Genomic DNA, 21050 nt, shown 5'->3' with positions numbered 1-21050 from the left:
ACGTGACGCAGTGACGGAACCTAGAGTCGAAGCGCTTGCGCGTCAATGTCCCGAGCGGCAACGGCGGTTGATGTCCGGAAAACACCGGGTGCCGAAGGTGACCGGCACGTGAATTCGAACCGGAGAGTCACCGGAGCCGCGCCCGATGCCACCCCTCCCCCGCCACCATGGCCTCCCATGTCACCGTCCTGAGGGGGAGCCGGGCGTGAGTCTGTCCTGGGGTTCCGTGGCCGCCGTCCTGGGTCTGGTCGTGCCCGTCGCGGCCGCGCTGTGGGAGTTCGTGCTGGCGGGCCGCAAACGGCTCGGCTACCGCGTCCAGTTGGACACCACGATCCGGGACTCGGCCGCCTCGGGGCCCGAGACGACGGTGCTGCAGCGCATGCAGTGGGACGGGACGAACCTGCGCGACCCCTCGGTCGTCCTGCTGCGGATCGAGAACGCCGGCTGGAGCCCCGTCGTCGCCGCCGACTACGTCGCTCCCGCCAACGACCCGGTGGGCATACGCATCGCCTTCCCCGGCCGCCGTGTGGTCGGCATGACCGTCACCGAGCGCAGCCCCCAGGTGCCGCCCACCTTCTTCGTGCCGGGGGCCGAGGGGTTCGAGACCACGGGCGGGGTCGTCAAGCTGCCGAAGGTGATCCTCAACCGCAGGGCGCACTACAAGGTCCTGGCGGTCCTGGACCGCGAGGAGGGTTTCACCGAGCCCGAGTTCCCCGAACCGGAGGTCACCGCGGGGATCGTCGGCGGGGTGCGCGGCGGGAACATCAAGAAGACCGCCTACTACCCGTTCGCCTCGCGCCAGGTCCGCTGGCTGCTCGCCTCGCTCATCCTGGTCAGCGCCACCCAGTCCGCGTTCACCCTGGCCGGGGGCGACGACGTCGCCGCGCCGCTGGACTGCGCCGCCGGGACCCTGCACCTGTCGGGTTCCACGGCCTTCGCGCCGGTGCTGCGGGAGGCCGCGGAGCGGTACGAGCGGACCTGCCCGGACGCCCGCATCCCGCTGACCGCCACCTCCTTCAAGGGCAGCGTCGACGGGCTCGACACCCTCGCCTCCGCCGGTGCGGGCGCCCGGCTCCCGGACGGCCGGGGCCTGGGCGACAGGCTGTCGTTCAGCGACGGACCGAAGTCCGACGGCCGCCCGCGGCTGCTGCCCAGGCCCGTCGCGCTGTCCCTGTTCACCCTGGTCGTGCACAAGGACGCGGGGGTCGAGGACCTCTCCCTGAAGCAGGTGCGGGACATCTACGCCGGGACCATCACCAACTGGAGCCAGGTCAAGGGCAACGACGTGCCCATCCACCTGGTCAGCCGGAACCCCGGCTCGGGCACCCGCACCACGCTCGAACAGCAGGTCCTCGACGGCCGCCCCCTTCCCGCGGTCACCACGGCCGACTGCGCGGGCCTCGACCGGACCCGGCCGGGCCGCTGCGAGGTGGGCGGCACCGGGACGCTGCTGGACACGGTGGCCTCGACCCCGGGGGCGCTGGGGCACAGCGAGGTCGGCGCCGCCGCCGCGCACGACGGCGTCCGGCAGATCCGCATCGACGGCTACCCGGCGACCCTGGAGGGCGCCGACCAGGGGGCGTATCCGTACTGGCAGACGGAGATCGCCTACACCTACGGCGAACCGCCGGCCGACTCGATCGCGGCGGGCTTCCTGCGCTACCTCGCCAACGAGGTCGGCAAGGACATCATCCGCTCCAAGGGCCACCGCCCCTGCGCCGAGCTGGACAAGCCGCTGCTGTGCCGGCCGGACGGTACGCCCGGCGCAAGGTGACACCCCGGGGCCTGCGGCGACCCGGTCAGGAGTCCGGGCACTCCTGCCACGCCAGGTGGTGCACGGCGCTGATGCCGCCGTCCGTCGAGTCCATGGTCATGAAGCTCACCTCGTCGGGGCCGGACGTGGATCGGTCGCATCGCGGGGAGCCCCGCCGGGTGCGGACAGATACCCTCCCGGCCATCCACACCGGCCGGTTCCCGCCACGCGCGCGTAAGCGCTCCGCGCGCGGCGGCGCGCGGGGCCGCCCTTCCAGAAACTTGTGCGGTCCGCACGCGCCGCGATACTCGTACCGGACCTCGGGGCGTCTGCTGGGACAATGGCCCGGCACAGGCGGTCCCGGGCAGCCGACGGGACCAGAGGTACGCGCGCAACAGGAGAGGCTCCCTTGGAGCTCAGCAGGCCCAGCAGGCTCGGCAGACGAGCGTTCAGCGCCCTCGCGGGCACCACCGTCCTCGGTCTCGCGCTCGGCGGCAGCGTGAGCAGCGCGGCGCTGCCCTACTCCGGCGGCCCCGGCCCCGTGCCCACCGGGCCGCCGCCCGGCCCGCCCGGCGCCGACGGCCGGCGCCACCGGGTCGACCTGGACCGGTACTCCCTGCTGGTGGACGGCAGGCGGCTGGCGCTGTGGTCCGGCGAGCTGCATCCGTTCCGGCTGCCGAGCCCGTCCCTGTGGCGGGACGTGCTGCAGAAGATGCGGGCGTACGGCCACAACGCGGTCAGCGTCCGCCTCGCCTGGAACCAGCACTCCCCCGCTCCCGGCGCGTACGACTTCACCGGCGTCCGCGACCTCGACCTGTTCCTGCGCACGGCCGCCGAGTGCGGTCTGTACGTCGTCCTGCACCCCGGCCCGTACATCGGCGCGGACGTGGACGCCGGGGGCCTGCCCGGCTGGCTGACGACCGTCGGGGGCCGGGCCGGGACCACCGACCCCGCGTACCTGCGCCACGCCGACGAGTGGCTGAGCCGGGTCAACGCCGTCGCCGCCCGGCACCTGTTCACCCGGGGCACCGGCACGGTGCTGCTCTACCGGGCCGACGCACCCGGGCGCGCCGACCTGGACCGCCTGCGCACGAGGCTGCGCGCCGACGGCATCGACGTGCCCCTGCTGCACGGTGACACGCCGCTCGCCTGGGAGGAGCCGGGGCCGGTCCGGGACGCCGCCGAGGCACGGCGGGTCCACTTCGACCGCCTGGCGCAGGGGAGCACGCTGCACAACGTCCGCATGGCGTTCGGCGGCACCTCGTGGGGGTGGCTGCCCGCGCCGTCGGCGCCCTCACCGACGTACGACCCCACCGCGGCGATCGACGAGGCGCGCCGGCCGACGGACAAGCTCGCGCCGCTCCACCAGCTCGGGCACCTCCTGCGCCACGTCCCGGACTTCGCCCGGATGACCGAGGCGACGGCGGTCCGGGCCGCGGACGCCCGCGTCCAGGTGCGGCACCTGGCCAATCCGGACACCGGCGCCCACGCGTACGTCCTGCGCAACGACTCCGCCGCCGACGTCACGTCGACGCTGCCGATGGGCGGCAGTGACGTGGAGGTCACCGTCCCCGCCCGGGACGCCAAGCTGCTCGCCACCGGGCTCCGCGTGGGCTCGGGGCGCAAGCTCGCGTACGCCACCGTGCAGCCCATGCTGGCCATGAGCGCCGGGAAGCTGGACATCGCCGCGTTCGTCGGGCGGGCCGGCGAGATGGCGCACCTGGTCCTCGACTGTCCGGACGAGCCGTGGCCGACCCGGCTGGACGAGGAGGCCGCCTGGACCTTCGACCACGGCAAGCTGCACGTGATGGTGCCGCTGAAGGAGGACCGGCTGACCCGGGTGCGGGTGCGCAGCGGCGAGTCCGACCGCACCCTGCTGCTGCTCTTCGCCGACGACGCCGCCTCGCTGCGGCTGTGGCCGTACGAGACCCCGTCGGGCCGGGTCCTGGTGCGCGGTCCCGAGCTGCTGCGCGAGGCCGCTCTGGACGGTGGCACGATCCGGCTCACCGGTGACACGGTCGGCGAGCGCGAACTGGAGGTGTGGGCACCGCCCGGCATCACCGACGTCACCTGGAACGGCGAGCGGGTGCAGTCGGGCCTGGGCCGCGCCCTGAGCCTGATGACCGTGTGGCCGCTGCCGGGCGGGCCCGAGCTGGTCCTGCCCGCGCTGGGCGGCTGGCGGCGGCGCACGGAGAACTTCGAGTCCGAGCCCGGCTACGGCGACGAGGGATGGACGGTCGCCGACCGGCGCACGTCGCACAGCACGACGCCGGTCCCGGACGGTTCGCCCGTGCTCTTCGCCGACGACTACGGCTTCCACTACGGCGACGTCTGGTACCGGGGCCGCCTCACCGGCGCCTCCGGTCTGGAGTCGGTGTCCCTCTCCTACAGCACGGGCGCGCACGGACTGCTGATGGCCTGGCTGGACGGGGAGGCGCTGGGCACGCACCGCGTGGGACGCGAGCAGGAGAACGGCGAGGGAACCTGGACGGCCACGGCGGACTTCCGGCTGCCGGAGACCCTGCGCGAGGCCCTGCGCGAGCGGCGCGACGAGGACGGTGCCCCGCCCGTCCTGTCCGTCCTGGTCCGGCGCACGCAGCACGACCAGGACGCGTACCGGGCGGCCCGGGGGCTGACGTCGGCCCGCTTCGAGGGCGCCTCGCCCGACGTGCGCTGGCGGATCATGGGTGCGGCCGCCCCCGACCCCGTGCGCGGGCCGCTCAACCACGGCGGGCTGTACGGGGAGCGCCACGGCTGGCACCTGCCCGGGTACGACGACGGCGCCTGGGAGCGGGTGTCCCCGGCGTCCGCCTCCCCCGGGGACAACGGGGCCACCGGGGACCGGCGCCAGGGCGTGACCTGGTACCGGACCACGTTCCGGTTGGACGTCCCGCCGGAGGTCGACGCCTCGGTGGGTCTGGTCCTGGACGGCACCCCGGACCAGGCCCCCGGTGTCCACCGCGTCCAGGTCTTCCTGAACGGCTGGAACATGGGCGAGTACGTGGGCGACGGCACGGGCGCCCCGCACACCTTCGTCCTGCCGAACGGCATCCTGCGCACCCGCGCCGCCGCCAACACCCTGGCCCTCGCGGTCCTGTCCGACGGCGACACGACGCCGGGGCCCGGCGAGGTGCGCCTGGAGCTGCTGGGCAGCGCGGCCGGAGGAGTACCGGTGAAGCCCGTCCCCTCCCCCGGCCGGCGCCGCGGCTGACCCGGGCCGGGATCAGCGCAGCCGGATCACGTTCCAGGACAGCGGTTCCAGGGCGGCGGTGAGCCTGCCGCCGTCCAGGGCCGTGCCGTCCACCGGGTGCGGGACGACCCGCTCGGGCTCGGCGAGGGTGTTGCGGGCGTCGGGGTCGGTGTCCGCGAGGGCGCTGTGCTCGACGACCTCCGTCAGCTCCAGGCCGCTCAGGGCGACCTCCAGCGGGAGGGCCTCGGTGCGGGAGCGGTTGACGGCGAAGACGGTGACCGAGCCGTCCTCGGCGCGCACGGCGGTGGCGTGCAGGAGGTCGGCCTCGCCGTACTTCGCCGTCTCGTACGTCGGTGAGTCCACGCGGACGTCGAGCACCTCGCCGCGGCCGTACTCCGAGGCCTGGGAGAAGGGGAAGAACGTCGTCTGGCGCCAGGCCGGGCCGCCCGGCTCGGTCATGATCGGGGCTATGACGTTGACGAGCTGCGCGAGGCAGGCGACGGTGACGCGGTCGGCGTGCCGGAGCAGGGCGATGAGCAGCGAGCCGAAGACGACGGCGTCCATGACGCTGTAGTTGTCCTCGAGGAGGCGGGGGGCCTCGGGCCAGTCCAGGGCGCTGACCTCGGCCTGCGTCCTGGTCATGTACCAGACGTTCCACTCGTCGAAGGAGAGGTTGATCCTCTTCTTCGACTTCAGGCGGGCGCCGACGTGGTCGCAGGTGGCGACGACGTTCTCGATGAACGACTCCATGTCCACGGCGGAGGCGAGGAAGGAGTCGACGTCACCGTCGTGCGGTTCGTAGTAGGCGTGCAGCGAGATGTGGTCGACCAGGTCGTAGGTCTCCTTCAGGACCGTCGCCTCCCACTCGGCGAAGGTCTCCATGGACTGGCCGGAGGAGCCGCACGCGACGAGTTCGACGTCCGGGTCGATCTGGCGCATGGCGCGGGCGGTCTCGGCGGCGACGCGGCCGTACTCCTCGGCGGTCTTGTGGCCGGTCTGCCAGGGGCCGTCCATCTCGTTGCCGAGGCACCAGAGCCTGATGCCGAAGGGGTCCTTGTCGCCGTGCTCGGCACGCAGGTCGGACAGGGCGGTGCCGGACGGGTGGTTGGCGTACTCCTGGAGTTCGAGGGCCTCGGCGACGCCGCGGGTGCCGAGGTTGACCGCCATCATGGGTTCGGCCTCGGGGCCGATCTTCTTGAGGAAGGCGATGTACTCGGAGAGGCCGAAGCGGTTGGTCTCGGTGGAGCGCCAGGCGAGGTCGAGGCGGCGCGGGCGGTCCTCCACCGGGCCGACGGAGTCCTCCCACTTGTAGCCGGAGACGAAGTTGCCGCCGGGGTAGCGGACGGCGGTGACGCCGAGTTCCCGGACGAGGTCCAGCACGTCCTGGCGCAGGCCCTCGGCGTCCGCGGTGGGGTGGCCGGGTTCGAAGATGCCGGTGTACACGCAGCGTCCGAGGTGTTCGACGAAGGAGCCGAAGAGGCGGGGGTTGACGGCGCCGACGGTGAAGGCGGGGTCGAGGGTGAAGCGGGCGGTGCGCATCTTTTCCTTTCGAGGGGGATGTGTCCTGCGGGGGGGCGCTCTACTGGCCGGCCAGGCCCGTGTGCGCCACGCCCGCCACGATCTGGCGCTGGAAGAAGACGAAGACGACGATCAGCGGCAGGCCGGCCATCAGGCCGCCGGCCATGAGCTGGGCCCACTGGATGCCGTAGGAGTTCATGACGGTCGCGATGCCGTTCGGCATGGTCATCAGGTCGGGGTTGTTGGTGACCATGTAGGGCCACAGGAAGTTGTTCCAGGAGCTGATGAAGGTGAAGATGCCGACCGCCGCGAGCGAGGGGCGGGAGAGCGGCACGATGATCGTGAAGAAGACGCGCCAGCGGCCCGCGCCGTCGATGAAGGCGGCCTCCTCCAGCTCGCGCGGGATGCCCTGGAAGAACTTGTAGAGGATGTAGACCATCGCGGCGGGCGCGCACTGCGGCAGGATCATGCCCCAGTACGTGTCGACCATCCCCATCTGCTGGACGGTGGTGAACAGCGGGACGCCGAGCACGGCCGGAGAGACCATGAGGCCCGCCATCACCACGCCCATCAGGACGCCCTTGCCCCGGAACTCGGTGCGGGCGAAGCCGTATCCGGCGAGCGCGGCGACCAGCAGCACGATCGTCGTCACACACACCGACACGACCAGTGAGTTGACGAACCAGTTGGTGATGTTGCCCGTCTCGAAGAGGGCCTTCCATGCCTGGCCGGTCCAGTCGTTCGGCAGCCAGTGCGTGGGCACCTCGACCGCCTCGGTCTCCGACTTGAGCGAGGTGAACAGCGCCCAGGCGAGCGGGGCGAGGAACACCGCGGAGACGGCGGTGCCGAGCAGGGTGAGCACGATCTGGGCGGGCGTCCAGGCCCTGCGCGTCCTGGGCGGGCGGGGCCTGGTCCGGGTCGGCTGTGCCGCGGCGGTGGTCATCGGCCGCCCTCCTCACGGTTGCGCAGCAGCCACATCCGGGCGAGGGCGACAGCCGCGATGAGCACGAAGAAGATGATGGAGATCGCGGAGGCGTAGCCCACGCGGTAGCTGGTGAAGCCCTGTTCGAGCGTGTACTGCACGAAGGTGCGGGTCGAGTCCTCCGGGCCGGGCCCGAAGTCCTGCATCACGACGGCCTGGTCGAAGACCTGGAGCGAGGCCAGGATCTGCAGGGCGACGACGAGGCCGGTGATGTTGCGCAGCATCGGCAGCGTGATGTGCAGGATGCGGTGCCAGGCGTTCGCGCCGTCCAGCTTGGCGGCCTCGTAGAGGTGGGCGGGGATGCCCTGGAGCGCGGCGAGGTAGAGCAGGAAGCTGAAGCCGACGGTCCACCACAGGGTGGTGATGACGACCGCGAGCATGGCGTACGACTTGTCGGTCAGCCAGGGCGTGTCGATGCCGAAGACGTGGTTGATCATGCCGGTGCCGGGGTTGAACAGCCACTGCCACAGGTTGGCGGCGACGGTCGACGGCAGCAGGAACGGCAGGAAGAAGCAGAGCCGCCACAGCCACTTGCCGCGCTCGATGTGGTGGGCCAGCATCGCGAGGAGAAAGGCGAGGACGGTGATGCAGGGCACGACGAGCAGCGTGAAGTACGCGCTGTGACCGAGCGCGTCCCACATCAGCGGGTCCTTCAGGGCCTCGCGGTAGTTGTCGAGGCCGACGAAGTGCGCGGCGTCGCCGGAGATGTTGGCGTCGGTGAAGCTGAGGTAGACGCCGCGCAGCAGCGGCCAGATCACGAAGAGCGCGAAGAGGGCGAGGAACGGGGCGACGAACCAGCCACCGTGCTGGAAGCCCTGTCGGCGACGGGCGCCGGCGCTGTCGGCGGCGGTCTTCGCGCGCGCCGGGCGGACGATCGTTTCGGCGCTGGTGGCGGTCATGCGGCGGTACCTCCCTGCGCGGCGGTGCGGCCGTCCATGGGGTTCTTCATGGCGAGCAGTTCGGCGAGCGTGCTCTTCATCCGGCGGGCGGCGGACCCGGGCTTCGCGGAGCCCGTCGTCGAGGAGACGACGATCGGACCGACGCGCTGGGCGAGGATGCCGGTGGACCCGGCGAACCACACCTTGGGCTCGGTGGCCTGGTGGTCCATGGCCGAGACGTACTCGTTCTGCGGTTGCAGCTTCTTGTACGCGGCGGTGGACAGGGTCGGCGTGTAAGCGGGGATGTGCCCGCCGGCCGCCCACTGCCGGGCGTGCTTGACGACGTAGGCGGCGAGCCGGTGCGCGCCCTCGTTGGTGGCGCCGCCGCGGTCGGCCTGGTGCGGCAGGACGAAGGAGTGGGACTCGGCGTGGGTGGCCCGCTTGCCGAAGACGGGCGGCAGCGGGGTGGCGCCGTAGTCGAGCTTCGCGGCGTCGAAGACCGGCACGGACCAGTTGCCCTCCCAGGCGAAGGGCGAGCCGTTGACGAACTGCTCGGCACCGGCGCCGCCGCCGAAGGAGGGGTTGGCGTACCCGTCGGCGACGTGCTTGCGCAGGAACTCCAGGACCTGCACGGCCTTGTCGGTGTCGAAGGTGACCTCGGTCCTGGCGTCGTCGAACCAGGTGCCGCCGAGCTGGGTGTAGAAGGCGACGAAGAACCACCACTGGAAGTTCTGGTCGTTGTGCCACAGGCCGATGGTCTGCAGCCCCTTCGCGGTGGCCTTCCTGGCCTCCTTGAGCACGTCGAACCACTCGTCGGTGGAGGTGACGGGGACCATCCGGCCGTCCTCGCCGAGCAGGCCCGCCTTCTTCAGCACGTCCTTGCGGTAGAAGCAGAGCTGAACGTGGATGTCGAGGGGGAGGGCGTAGAGCTTGCCGTCGATGACGGCGCGCTTCCACAGTTCGGGGTTGAAGTCCTCTTCCCGCACGCCGTACTTGGCGAGCAGGGCGGGGTCCCAGGGGTCGAGGAGGCGGCCGGGCGAGAAGCCGGTGACGCGGCCGAGGTGCATGACGCCGAGGTCGGGGGCGCGGTTGCCGGCGGCGGCCATGGCGAGCTTGGTGTAGAAGGGGCTGCCCCACTGGAGGGTGGAGTCCTCCACGTCGATGCCGGGGTTGTCCCTGCGGAAGGAGTCCAGCATCGCGATCATGTTGTACCCGTCGCCGCCGCTGAAGAGGTTCCAGTAGCGGACCCGGGTGTCCGCTCCGGAGGCGAGCGCGTCGGCACCGGTGCCGAGCGCCGCGAAGCCGAAGCTGCCCGCGACCGTCAGGCCGCCGGCCGCGGCCAGAAAGTGCCTGCGATTCAGGCCAGGTCGTCCCATGCCCTGCCCCATCTGTCGTCGTCTGTCGTCCTGTCGCCATCTGTCGTTCGATATATCGAATGGCGCCCGTAACTTCGAACGGGACCGTAAGGTGGCACGGTGAGCGCGTCAATGGGTCGCGCAGGACTTTCGGGAACCTGTGATCGTTCGCGCAGGACTTTCGGGAACCTGTGATCGTTGCGTATCGAACAACCGTCGGGGGAACGCATGACGCGGACGCGCGTAGGCGCGTAGCCTTCGAGGGCTCGGGACGGACGGCCGGAAGGGGGAGCGATGCGCATCGCCGGTGTGCGCCCGTGGGCCGACCCGCCGCGCGGCCGCCGCCCGCGCGGCCGCGCCGCTCGCGCCCTGGCCGCGCACCTCGCCGACGCGATCCGGGCGAGGCCCCGCCCGCCGCGCGACGTGCGGGAGCTGTGCCACGCGCTGTGCGAGGAGATGTCCGCGCGCCGCGGTGGACGACCGGTCGGGCTGCGCTTCGAACGCTTCCCCGACGAACTCGAAGTCACGGGGCTCTGGATCCAGTTCCACGACCACGACCTGGTCATCGTCGAGGAACGGGCCGAGGCGATGCAGCAACTTGTCATCCTCGGACACGAGTTGTGGCACATGCACGCCGGGCACGAACACCATCACGCGGTCGGCAGCGCGGCGGCCCGTGCCCTGACGAGCCGAACGGGCTGGCGGGAGACCGCGCTGGGCGTGGCCGCCCGCAACGGCTCCCGCGAGGCCGACGAGGCCGACGCCGACGCCTTCGGCCACCGGCTGGCGGCCGTGTGCCGGCCGTACCTCGCCGGCGACCGGGCGGGGCCGCCGCCCGGCCCCGTCCACCGGTCCATGGGCTACCGCGGAAGCCAGGGCGGGCCGGGATGACGCCTGCGCACCTGGCGCTGGGGGCCTTCGGCACCTTCGGCGGCATCTCCCTGGCCTTCTGGCTTCCGATCGCGGCCCTGACCATCGCCCTCGTCATCAAACTGCCCAGCTTGATCAAGATGTGGCGGGACCCGATGCTGCGGGCCGTGGGCGGTCTGCTGCTGTTCGCCTGCGCTGTCTTCGTCTTCGCGTCCCCGACGGTCATCGGCTGGACGAACCGCGTCACCGGCGTACCGAACATCGCCGCTCCGCTGGTGTACTCCCTCCTCACCGCCCTGTGCGCGTCCTGGCTGCTGCTCGTCGTGGCCTGGCGCAACGGTCTGTCCGACCGCTCGGCCTCCACACGCCGTGCGGCCCGTTGGGTCGTCCTCACCTACACGGGGGTGGTCCTCGCCCTGTGGGTGCTCTTCGCCCTCGCGGACGTCCCGGTGGAACGCCGGAGGGACCTGGACACCTACTACGCCACCACGCCGTTCATGCGTGAGGAGATCCTGCTGTACCTGCTCGCGCACACGCTGGCCTGCTCGGTCACCGCCCGGCTGATCTGGAACTGGGTCCGCACCGACGGTCTGGACTCGTGGCTGCGGTGGGGCCTTCGGCTCCTGGGCGTGGGATACGCGACGAACCTGCTCTTCGACGCCTCGAAGCTCACCGCCGTCTTCGCCCGGATGAACGGCCGCGACCTGGACCGGCTGAGCACCGACCTGGCCCCGTTGGCCGCGTGCGTGTCGGCCACCCTGGTCGCGGTGGGCTTCATCCTCCCGCACGCCGGACAGTACCTGCAGGAACGCTGGCGGATCCGACGCGCCCACCGGCGCCTGCGGCCCCTGTACCTGCTGATGCACGACGTGGGCGGTGGCAGCGCGCCCTTCACCCTGCGGGCCGGCGCCGAGATGCGCCTGATCCGCCGTGAGACCTTCATCCGGGACTCGCTGCTCCAGTTGTCCCGGCACCTGGACGAAGAGCTGCGCGAGCGAGCCCACACGGCTGCCCTCGACCTCGGCCACGCGCCCGACCGCGCGCGGGCCCTGGCCGCGGCCGTCACGATCCTGGAGGCGGCGGCCGCCCGGAAGGGGTCCGCGGACACCGACCGCGTCATGCCCTCCGGGCCCGAGACCGCCTACCTGCTGCAGGAGATCCAGGCCGTCTCCCGGGCCCTGCGCCACCGCCCCGACATCGAAGGGGTACGCGACCGGGCGGCCTCCTCCGGCAGAGAGAACACCCCCGCATGACACCACGCACCTCCCCCGCCGGAACCGCTGTAGTCGTGGGGGGCTCCCACACCGGCATGCTTCTGGCCGCCGCGCTGGCCACGGTCGCCGACCGCGTCGTCGTCGTCGAGCGCGACACACTGCCCGCCGGGCCCGGCCCCCGGAGGGGACTGCCCCAGGCACGGCACGCCCACATGCTCTGGTCCGGCGGGGCACGGGCGGTGGAGAACCTGCTGCCGGGCGTCACCGGCGCGCTCCGTGCGGCCGGAGCGAACCGCGTGCCGGTCACGACGGACATGGTCGTCATGGGTTCGCGCGGGTGGTTCCGACGCTGGGCGGAGTCTCACCACGTCCTGCTGGCCGGGCGCGACCTGCTGGACGCGACGATCCGCGCGCGGGTCCTCGCCAAGGAGCGGATCGAGGTCCTCCAGGAGACCGACGCGGTCGGTCTCACCGGAACCGCCGCCGAGGTCACCGGCGTACGGATCAGGCCCCGGCACGGTCCCGAGCGCGCACTGGGCGCCGGCTTCGTCGTGGACGCCTCGGGGCGCGGCTCCCGTGCGGCGCACTGGCTGGCCGGGCTCGGGCTGCCCGAGCCGCAGTTCCGCGAGATCGACTCCGGTCTGGCCTACGCGAGTCGGCTCTTCCTCGCCCCCGAGGCGGCGCGGGAGGGCTTCCCGGTCGTCAACGTCCAGCCCGACCCGCGCGACGGCGGTCCCGGCCGGGCGGGGTTCCTCCTGCCCGTCGAACACGGCCGGTGGATCGTCACCCTCTCCGGCACCCGTGGCGGCCGGCCCACCCCGGACAACGACGACTTCGCCCGCTTCGCCCGCGAAGAGCTGAGGCACCCGATCGTCGGCCAACTGGTCGAGCGGGCCGAGCCGCTGACCGACGTGTCGTACACCCGCAGCACCGCCAACCGCCGGTACTTCTACGAACGGATGCCGGCGTGGCCGGAGGGATTCGCCGTCCTCGGAGACGCGCTGGCCGCGTTCAACCCCCTCTACGGACACGGTATGGCGGTCGCCGCGCAGAGTGCGGTCCTCGTCCGGGACACGGTACGACGGCACGGTTGGGGCACGCCCGGACTGGCGCGGCGCGTCCAGCGGGCGGTGGCCCGGCCGACCGGCGCGGCCTGGGGCCTGGCCGTCGGCCAGGACGTGTTCTACACGGCCCCGGGCGGCCGGGGACCGACCGCCGGGGACCGGCTCCTGGCCGCGTACGTCGACCGTCTCATGCTCACGGCCACCGGCAACGGACGTGTCGCCCGGCGGGTGACCGACGTGACGTCGCTGGAGCGTGGGCCGGGCGTGCTCCTGACCCCGGGGGTGCTGCTGGCGGCCGCGAAGGGACCGCTGAAGCCGCCGCTCACGGCCCCTCCCCTGACCGAGCGGGAGCGCAAGGCCGCCGGACTGCCGTAGTCCCCGCCGGCCTCACCCCGCGAACGCCGGCTGCGCCACCCCCCGTCCGGCCCCCGGCACCACCAGCAGCGAGCCCGCCAGCGGGTGCGGGGCCGGCAGGCCGACCCTGGCTGTGGTGAGGTACAGGTCGGTGAGGTCCGGGCCGCCGAAGGCGCAGGCGGTGACGCGGGGGACGGGGAGGGCGATCACCCGGTCCAGGTCGCCGGACGGGGTGTAGCGGCGTACCGCGCCGCCGTCCCACAGGGCGACCCACACACAGCCCTCGGCGTCGACGCACAGGCCGTCGGGGAAGCCCGCGCCGTCCTCGATCTCGGCCAGGGGGCGGCGGTTCGCGACCCGCCCGTCCACGGCGACGTCGAAGACGTCGATGCGGCGGGTCGGGGTGTCGATGTAGTACATCAGGCGGCCGTCGGGGCTCCAGCCGGTGCCGTTGCTCACCGTCACGTCGCCGAGGACGGTGTCGGCCGTGCCGTTCCCGGTGAACCGGGACAGTGTGCCCCCGCCGCGCGCCTCGTCGTAGCGCATGGTGCCCGCCCACAGGCTCCCGTCGGGAGCGACGGCGGCGTCGTTGCCGCGGCGGCCGGGGACGGGCTCCCGGTGCAGCCAGCGGAAGGTGTCGTCGGGGTCGAGCAGGCCGATCCCGTCCCGCAGGTTGAGGACGAGGCCGCCGCCCGCGCGGGGCTTGATGGCGCCCACGTGCTGGTCGGTACGGCGCAGCGTGCGCCGGCCGGTTGCCGGGTCGTAGGTGTGGACGCGGGAGTTCAGGATGTCGAGCCACAGGAGGCGGTCCGTCGCCGGGTCCCAGGTGGGCCCCTCGCCGAGGGTCGCCTCTTCGTGGACGGCCACCTCGAAGGCCGTGCCGGTCGTCGTCATGCCGCGCTCCTGTGGCCGAGCCGCTCGGAGAGGTCGGCGGCGCCCTTGACGGCGAGCTGTTCCAGTTCGGCGCGGCGTTCCTCGCTCCAGCGGATCATGGGCACCGAGATCGACAGCGCGGCGACGACGCGGCCGGTGCGGTCGCGGACCGGGGCGGCGACGCAGGAGACGTCCGGGTTGGACTCGCGGCTCTCCACGGCGGTGCCCCGCTCGCGGATCGCGGCCAGGGCCTCGCGCAGGGCGCCCGGGTCGGTGATGCTGTTCGGGGTCATCGCGGTCAGCTCGGCGCCGTCGGGGAAGCGCGCGGCGACCTCCGGCTCGGGCAGGGAGGCCAGCAGCATCTTGCCGACGGACGTGCAGTGCGCGGGCAGCCGGCGGCCGGCCGCGGAGACCATGCGCACCGCGTGCGTGGAGTCGACCTTGGCGATGTAGATGACGTCGGTGTCCTCCAGGATCGCCACGTGCACCGTCTCGTCGCAGGTCTCGGCGACGGTCCGGGCGACCTGCTGGCCCTCCGCGGCGAGGTCGAGGTGCTCGGCGTAGCGGGCGCCGAGCTGGTACGGACGCACGCCGAGCCGGTACCGTCCGGACTGCCCTGCGACCGGGACGATGTACTTGCGGGCGGCGAGCGTGGTGACCAGCTCGTGCACGGTGGTGCGCGGCAGCTGGAGCCGGCGCACGATGTCGGGGGCGGAGAGCGTGCCGTCCCCGTCGAGGAAGAGCTCCAGTATGTCGAGAGCCCGGGTCACGGCCGGCACGAGGCGTCCCATGTCCAGCCCCCTCCCTAGATATGTTCGAGATTTCAACAGGCGATCGGTATCGCGAACACAGGCTACTCATATCGCGTTTGCCTGGGCAATGGGCGTGCGGCCGCCCCATGGTCCACTTCGTCCGCGATGATGGCTGCCATGCCGACCGGAAAGCAGCCCGCAGGACCCTTCACCCCGCGCGACTTCCAGCTGGTCCTGCTGCGCCGCATGGCCGACCACAACCCCGGACCGGTGGAGGACGCCCGCCGAGAGCTGGGCGCCTCGGTCGCGGACATGCGCGAGGCCAACAGGCGCTGGCAGGCGATGCTCCGCTCCCCCAGGTCCCGCTCGGCCGCCGCCCGGTACCGCTCCGTCCTCGGCGAGCCGGAGTCGGTGGCGCTCCGCCGGATCGGCGACCTGGAGTGCGAGGCCCGGCAGTGGGCGCTGCCCCTGTGGCCCGGCCTGCGTTTCGAGGTGCTGGTCGCGGACAAGGGCGTGGTGTGGAACGAGTGGCTGGTCCGCGCCCCCGGCGCACAGGGGCCCGAACTGCGCACCTTGGACGACCTCACGCCCTGGTCCTGCACGGTCGACGAGGCGGCCCGCGCCTTCGCCCCCGCCCGGCCGCTCCAGGGCTCGGCCCCGACCCGGTGGGGGCTGGCCTTCACCGCCCCGGACCGGGAGGGCGTACGGCACGAGGTGGTCGCGGAGTTCACCTGGGGGCTGTTGCAGCGCACGGCGGTCGGCGGCTGACGCGGGCCCCGCGGGGACGGGCGGTCAGCGCTCGTCCTCCGGGTCCCAGTCCAGCAGCCGGACCTTGGCGACCGTACGGACGTGGCGGCGCATCGCGGTGGCGGCCTGCCGGGGCTGCCGTGCGGCCACGGCGTCCAGGATCGCCCGGTGCTGGGCCAGGGAGCGGCCGGGGCGGCCGGGCTGGCGCAGGGACTCGGTGCGGCTCTCGGCGATCTGGTGGGCGATGGAGCGCATGAACTCGGCGAGCAGGCTGCTGTGCGCCGCCGCCGTCACCGCCGCGTGGAACAGCCGGTCGCCCTCGACGCCGTGCCCGTCCCGGTCGATCTCCTCGGCCATCACCGCCAGAGCGGAGCGCATCGCGGCGAGGTCGTCCTCCGTCCGGCGCTCGGCGGCCAGTTCGGCGAGTTTCGTCTCCAGCGCCTCGCGGGCCTCCAGGACGTCCGGGAGGCGCCGGCGGCGTTCGACCATCTTCTCGACGGGTTCGACGTCGAGGCTGTCCCGGACCAGATAGGTCCCGCCGCCGTGCCGCGCCTCTACCAGGCCCTGCACCTCCAGGACCACGATCGCCTGCTTCACCGAGGCGCGGCTGACGCCGAGGCGCTGGGCGAGGTCCCGCTCGGGCGGCAGCCGGTCACCGGCCCGCAGGCCGCCGTCGGTGACGTACTGGCGCAGCCGCTCCAGCACCTGTTCGTACAGGCGCTGTTTGGTCATGGGGCGCAGGGCGTCGGTCATGAGGTCCCCCCTCTCGACGGGAGCGTAGCACCGGGGCCGACGGTGGCCCGGTGGCCGAGTGGCTGAGCCAATTGTTGCGCGACCCCTTGACGTGACCCCGGGCCGGGCCCACGCTGACCAGCCAACCGCACCAAACAAGTGGCTCAGCCACTCAGCCACTCTCATCGGCAGTCAGGTCAGCACTCGGGAGCCCCCGCATGTCCCCCGAACTCATCTCGATCCTCGTCCTCGTCGTGGTGTTCGTCATCGCCACCACCCGCTCCGTCAACATGGGCGCGCTCGCCTTCGCCGCCGCGTTCGGGGTGGGCACGCTCGTCGCCGACCTCGACGCGGACGGCATCTTCGCCGGGTTCCCCGGCGACCTGTTCGTCGTCCTCGTCGGCGTCACCTACCTGTTCGCCATCGCCCGGGCCAACGGCACCACCGACTGGCTGGTGCACGCGGCCGTCCGGCTGGTGAGGGGGCGGGTCGCGCTGATCCCCTGGGTGATGTTCGCCCTCACCGGCGCGCTCACGGCGATCGGCGCGGTCAGCCCGGCCGCGGTCGCGATCGTCGCGCCGATCGCCCTGAGCTTCGCCACCCGGTACTCGATCAGCCCGCTGCTCATGGGCACGATGGTGGTGCACGGCGCGCAGGCCGGCGGGTTCTCGCCGATCAGCATCTACGGCTCGATCGTCAACGGCATCGTGGAGCGCGAGAAGCTCCCCGGCAGCGAGATCGGCCTCTTCCTGGCCTCGCTGGTCGCCAACCTGCTCATCGCGGCCGTGCTGTTCGCGCTGCTCGGCGGGCGGAAGCTGTGGGCGCGCGGGGCGGTGACGCCGGAGGACGGCGGCGCCCCCGGCAAGGGCACGGAGTCCACGGGCACGGGCTCAGGCACCGGCACGGTCGGCGCCGCCGGCCCCTCCGCGGGCACCGGCACGGGTACGGGCTCGGGCACCGGCTCGGGCACCGGCTCGGGCACCGCCCCCACCGCCGTGGCCGTCCGCCCCGACCAGGAGACCGGCGGCACCGAAGGCACCGGCATCCGCCTCACCCCCGCCCGCATCGCCACCCTCGTCGCCCTGGTCGCCCTGGTCGTGGCCGTCCTCGGCTTCGACCTGGACGCCGGTCTGACCGCGGTCACCCTCGCCGTGGTGCTGAGCACCGCCTGGCCGGACGACAGCCGCCGTGCCGTCGGCGAGATCGCCTGGTCCACGGTGCTGCTGATCTGCGGTGTCCTCACCTACGTCGGCGTGCTGGAGGAGATGGGCACCATCACCTGGGCCGGTGAGGGCGTCGGCGGCATCGGCGTCCCGCTGCTGGCCGCGGTACTGCTCTGCTACATCGGCGCGATCGTGTCGGCCTTCGCCTCCTCCGTGGGCATCATGGGCGCGCTGATCCCGCTGGCGGTGCCGTTCCTCGCGCAGGGCGAGATCGGGGCGGTCGGCATGGTGGCGGCGCTCGCGGTGTCGGCGACGGTGGTGGACGTCAGCCCGTTCTCGACGAACGGCGCTCTGGTGCTGGCCGCGGCCCCGGACGTGGACCGGGACCGCTTCTTCCGCCAGCTGATGATCTACGGCGGGATCGTGGTGGCGGCCGTGCCGGCGCTGGCCTGGCTCGTACTGATCGTGCCCGGCTTCGGGTAGACCCGTCTCGGAGATCCGGCCCCATCCGGCAGCCTTGAACGACAGCTCTCGGGCAACAGCTAAGGAGTACGACGCGTGTCCTCTCTCTTCCCGGCCCTCTCCCCGGCCCCGACCGGCGCCGCGGCCGACCGGCCCGCGCTGCGGTTCGGCGAGCGTTCCCTGACGTACGCGGAACTCGCCGCCGCGGCGGGCGCCACGGCCGGGCGGATCGGCGGCGCCGGCCGGGTCGCCGTCTGGGCGACCCCGGCGATGGAGACCGCCGTCGCCGTGGTGGCGGCGCTGCTGGCCGGGGTCGCGGCCGTGCCCCTCAACCCGAAGTCCGGCGACAAGGAACTCGCGCACATCCTGTCCGACAGCGCGCCCTCGCTCGTCCTGGCGCCCCCGGACAGCGAACTCCCGCCCGCCCTGGCCGCCCTGGAGCGCGTCGACGTCGACGTGCGGGCTCGCGGGACCGTCCCCGAGGACCGCGCCCACGAAAGCGACCCGGCGCTCGTCGTCTACACCTCCGGCACCACCGGACCCCCCAAGGGCGCCGTCATCCCCCGGCGGGCGCTCGCGACGACCCTGGACGCGCTCGCCGACGCCTGGCAGTGGACCGGCGACGACGTGCTGGTGCAGGGGCTGCCGCTGTTCCACGTGCACGGGCTGGTCCTCGGCATCCTCGGCCCGCTGCGCCGCGGCGGGTCCGTGCGGCACCTGGGCAGGTTCTCCACCGAGGGCGCCGCCCGGGAGCTGAACGACGGCGCGACCATGCTGTTCGGGGTGCCCACGATGTACCACCGGATCGCCGAGACGCTCCCCGGCGACCCGGGACTGGCGAAGGCCCTGTCCGGCGCCCGCCTGCTGGTGTCGGGGTCGGCCGCGCTGCCGGTGCACGACCACGAGCGCATCGCCGCCGCCACCGGACGCCGGGTGATCGAGCGGTACGGCATGACGGAGACCCTGATGAACACCAGCGTGCGCGCCGACGGCGAGCCGCGCGCCGGGACGGTGGGCGTGCCGCTGCCCGGCGTGGAGCTGCGGCTCGTGGAGGAGGACGGCACGCCGATCGCGGCGCTGGACGGGGAGAGCGTCGGCGAGATCCAGGTCCGCGGCCCGAACCTGTTCACCGAGTATCTCAACCGCCCCGACGCCACCGCCGCCGCCTTCACCGAGGACGGCTTCTTCCGCACCGGCGACATGGCGGTGCGCGACCCCGACGGCTATGTCCGCATCGTCGGCCGCAAGGCCACCGACCTGATCAAGAGCGGCGGTTACAAGATCGGGGCCGGGGAGATCGAGAACGCGCTGCTCGAACACCCGGGGGTGCGGGAGGCCGCGGTCACCGGGGAGCCCGATCCGGATCTCGGGGAGCGGATCGTGGCCTGGATCGTGCCGGCCGATCCCGCCGCGCCGCCCGCCCTCGACACGCTGGCCGACCACGTCGCGGGCCGGCTCGCCCCGCACAAGCGGCCCCGGGTCGTCCGGCACCTCGACACGCTGCCCCGCAACGACATGGGGAAGATCATGAAGCGGGCGCTGGACCGTGGCTGAGCGCCTGACCGCGCGGGAGTTCCTCGCGCTCGTCACCGACGACCTCACCTTCGCCGAACTCCCCCACCCGGACGGCGCGTGGCGGCCCGACGGCCCCCTCGGCTGGCCCGGCTACGACGCCTCGCGGGCCCGCGCCGCCGAGCGCACCGGCGAGGAGGAGTCCGTCGTCTGCGGCACCGGCCGCGTCGAGGGCACCCGGGCCGTGCTCGTCTCCTTCGAGTTCGGCTTCCTCGGCGGCTCCCTGGGCCACCGCACCGGCGACCGGCTGGAGGCGGCGTACGCGTACGCCCGTGAACACCGGCTTCCGGTGGTGCCGTTGGTGGCCACCGGCGGCAGCCGGATGCAGGAGGGGATGCTCGCGCTGACCCAGCTGCAGCGGGTGGCCCGGCAGTCGGCGCTCACCCGGGCGGCCGGGCTGGCGCAGATCGCGGTGGTGCGGGACCCGGCGACCGGGGGCGGCTGGGCGACGCTGGGCGCGGGCGCCGACGTGGTCCTCGCCCTGCCGGGCGCGCAGGTCGGTTTCGCCGGCTCGCGGGTCCGGCCGCCGGACGCCGACCCCGCCGCGTACACGGCCGAGGCGCAGGTGGCGGCGGGCAGCGCGGACGCGGTCGTACCGCCCGGGGAGCTGCGCGCGACGCTCGGGCGGTGGCTGCGGCTGCTGACGGCACCGTCCGGCGATCCGGCGCCGGTGCCGGAGCCGCTGGGCGCGCGGAACCTGCCGGACAGCGGCTGGGACGCGGTACGGCGGGCCCGCGCCCCCGAACGCCCGCGCGCCGGGGCGTACCTGGACGCCTACTTCACCGACCGCGTCGCCCTGTCCGGGGACCGCTGCGGCGGCGCCGACCCGGAGGGCATGCTCTGCGGCTTCGGCACGCACGCGGGGCGGACGGTCGCGTACGCCGCTCAGACGGGCGCGGCGACCCGGCCCGCCGGGTACCGCACCGCCACCCGGCTGATCCACCTCGCGGACCGGCTCGGCATCCCGGTGCTGACCCTGGTGGACACGCCGGGAGCGGCCAACGACGCGGAGGCGGAACGGCAGGGGGCGGGCCCGGCGATCGCGGACCTGTTCGGCGCCGTGGCCTCGGTGCGTACGCCGGTCACCACGCTGGTGATCGGCGAGGGCGGCTCGGGCGGCGCGCTGGCCCTGGCCGCGCCCGGCAGCACCTGGGCCACCCCGGACAGCTACTTCTCCGTCATCGCGCCGGAGCACGCGGCGGCGATCCTGAAGCGCCCGCCGGAGGAAGTGGAGGACACGGCCGGTCAACTGCACCTGCGCCCGCAGGACTTGGCCGAGCTTGGCGTGATCCGAACAAGCGAGCAGTTGTTCCCTGGAACAGGTGATCGTCGCTCTGAAGAGCGCATGTGACTGCAGGGACCAACGATACTTACGGTGTGCAAGCGACGGGCTGCAGACCGTAGTCGACGCACATGTCCCCAGTAGTCCCCGTGGGGCCCGTTCTCAGCGGGTCCCGCACATGAACAGCGCAAGGAGCTGCACGATCATGAACCTTCTCACCGACATCCTCGCCGGCCTCGTCCACTTCGTCGGCTGGCTGGTCTGACGGTCCGAGAAACCGACGGCGCCG

At 73.1% G+C, this 21050-nt stretch carries 16 protein-coding genes and 1 pseudogene; 9 read left to right on the top strand and 8 right to left on the bottom strand.

Going from position 1 to position 21050, the window contains the following annotated elements:
- Positions 1-205 precede the first annotated feature (205 nt).
- Positions 206-1774 carry a substrate-binding domain-containing protein gene (locus tag ABS735_RS05555; protein WP_373901712.1) on the top strand — a complete coding sequence of 523 codons (1569 nt, stop codon included), beginning with the start codon at positions 206-208 and terminating at the stop codon, positions 1772-1774.
- Between the two features lie 25 nt (positions 1775-1799).
- Here ABS735_RS05555 and ABS735_RS05550 read toward each other — a convergent pair.
- A pseudogene (locus tag ABS735_RS05550) lies at positions 1800-1901 on the bottom strand (DUF4360 domain-containing protein); the annotation flags it as partial.
- Positions 1902-2162: 261 nt separating this feature from the next.
- Here ABS735_RS05550 and ABS735_RS05545 point away from each other — a divergent pair.
- Complete coding sequence (locus ABS735_RS05545) at positions 2163-4964, top strand: beta-galactosidase (RefSeq protein ID WP_373901711.1); 2802 nt, start codon at positions 2163-2165, stop codon at positions 4962-4964.
- A 12-nt stretch (positions 4965-4976) separates the two neighbouring features.
- On the opposite strand, the gene arfA is transcribed toward ABS735_RS05545, so the two are convergent.
- From arfA to ABS735_RS05525, 4 genes are read right to left on the bottom strand one after another with little or no spacing between them, the layout of a single operon-like run.
- Positions 4977-6482: an arabinosylfuranosidase ArfA gene (gene arfA / locus ABS735_RS05540; RefSeq protein ID WP_373901710.1), complete on the bottom strand. Its 1506-nt coding sequence runs from the start codon at positions 6480-6482 to the stop codon at positions 4977-4979.
- 40 nt (positions 6483-6522) lie between these two features.
- A complete protein-coding gene (locus ABS735_RS05535; RefSeq protein WP_373901709.1) occupies positions 6523-7404 on the bottom strand; it encodes a carbohydrate ABC transporter permease in 882 nt (293 codons plus the stop codon).
- Positions 7401-8342 carry a carbohydrate ABC transporter permease gene (locus ABS735_RS05530; RefSeq protein WP_373901708.1) on the bottom strand — a complete coding sequence of 314 codons (942 nt, stop codon included), beginning with the start codon at positions 8340-8342 and terminating at the stop codon, positions 7401-7403. The genes ABS735_RS05535 and ABS735_RS05530 overlap by 4 nt, the downstream gene beginning before the upstream one ends.
- Entirely contained in the window at positions 8339-9697 is a 1359-nt protein-coding gene (locus ABS735_RS05525; RefSeq protein WP_373901707.1) for an extracellular solute-binding protein, read from the bottom strand. The genes ABS735_RS05530 and ABS735_RS05525 overlap by 4 nt, the downstream gene beginning before the upstream one ends.
- Before the next feature lie 273 nt (positions 9698-9970).
- Here ABS735_RS05525 and ABS735_RS05520 point away from each other — a divergent pair, with 273 nt between their 5' ends.
- Genes ABS735_RS05520 through ABS735_RS05510 form a run of 3 tightly spaced genes read left to right on the top strand, consistent with a single transcriptional unit; the run spans position 9971 to position 13199 of the window.
- Positions 9971-10567, top strand: a complete 597-nt coding sequence (locus ABS735_RS05520; protein ID WP_373901706.1) for a toxin-antitoxin system, toxin component family protein — start codon at positions 9971-9973, stop codon at positions 10565-10567.
- Complete coding sequence (locus tag ABS735_RS05515) at positions 10564-11799, top strand: MAB_1171c family putative transporter (protein ID WP_373901705.1); 1236 nt, start codon at positions 10564-10566, stop codon at positions 11797-11799. The genes ABS735_RS05520 and ABS735_RS05515 overlap by 4 nt, the downstream gene beginning before the upstream one ends.
- Complete coding sequence (locus ABS735_RS05510; protein ID WP_373901704.1) at positions 11796-13199, top strand: pyridine nucleotide-disulfide oxidoreductase; 1404 nt, start codon at positions 11796-11798, stop codon at positions 13197-13199. Before ABS735_RS05515 ends, ABS735_RS05510 begins: the two co-directional genes overlap by 4 nt.
- 12 nt (positions 13200-13211) lie before the next feature.
- On the opposite strand, the gene ABS735_RS05505 is transcribed toward ABS735_RS05510, so the two are convergent.
- Complete coding sequence (locus tag ABS735_RS05505; protein ID WP_373901703.1) at positions 13212-14072, bottom strand: SMP-30/gluconolactonase/LRE family protein; 861 nt, start codon at positions 14070-14072, stop codon at positions 13212-13214.
- Positions 14069-14842, bottom strand: a complete 774-nt coding sequence (locus tag ABS735_RS05500) for an IclR family transcriptional regulator (RefSeq protein WP_373901702.1) — start codon at positions 14840-14842, stop codon at positions 14069-14071. The genes ABS735_RS05505 and ABS735_RS05500 overlap by 4 nt, the downstream gene beginning before the upstream one ends.
- Positions 14843-14968: 126 nt before the next feature.
- On the opposite strand from ABS735_RS05500, the gene ABS735_RS05495 reads away from it, so the two are divergent.
- Entirely contained in the window at positions 14969-15571 is a 603-nt protein-coding gene (locus ABS735_RS05495; RefSeq protein ID WP_373901701.1) for a hypothetical protein, read from the top strand.
- A gap of 24 nt (positions 15572-15595) precedes the next feature.
- On the opposite strand, the gene ABS735_RS05490 is transcribed toward ABS735_RS05495, so the two are convergent.
- Positions 15596-16303 (bottom strand): FadR/GntR family transcriptional regulator, encoded by a 708-nt coding sequence (locus ABS735_RS05490; RefSeq protein WP_373901700.1) that lies wholly within the window; start codon positions 16301-16303, stop codon positions 15596-15598.
- Between the two features lie 197 nt (positions 16304-16500).
- Here ABS735_RS05490 and ABS735_RS05485 point away from each other — a divergent pair, with 197 nt between their 5' ends.
- The 3 genes from ABS735_RS05485 (at position 16501) to ABS735_RS05475 (ending at position 20830) form a co-directional block, all read left to right on the top strand.
- Positions 16501-17928, top strand: a complete 1428-nt coding sequence (locus ABS735_RS05485) for an SLC13 family permease (RefSeq protein WP_373901699.1) — start codon at positions 16501-16503, stop codon at positions 17926-17928.
- A 75-nt stretch (positions 17929-18003) separates the two neighbouring features.
- The gene (locus ABS735_RS05480; protein ID WP_373901698.1) at positions 18004-19461 is read left to right on the top strand and encodes an acyl-CoA synthetase; all 1458 of its coding nucleotides are present in this window, start codon (positions 18004-18006) and stop codon (positions 19459-19461) included.
- The gene (locus ABS735_RS05475) at positions 19454-20830 is read left to right on the top strand and encodes a carboxyl transferase domain-containing protein (protein WP_373901697.1); all 1377 of its coding nucleotides are present in this window, start codon (positions 19454-19456) and stop codon (positions 20828-20830) included. The genes ABS735_RS05480 and ABS735_RS05475 overlap by 8 nt, the downstream gene beginning before the upstream one ends.
- Positions 20831-21050: the final 220 nt, after the last annotated feature.

This window comes from Streptomyces sp. MMCC 100, from assembly GCF_041538145.2.
Taxonomy (GTDB): Bacteria; Actinomycetota; Actinomycetes; order Streptomycetales; family Streptomycetaceae; genus Streptomyces.
The sequence above is the reverse complement of the archived record's forward strand: the minus strand, read 5'-3'. Positions and strand labels throughout refer to the sequence as shown.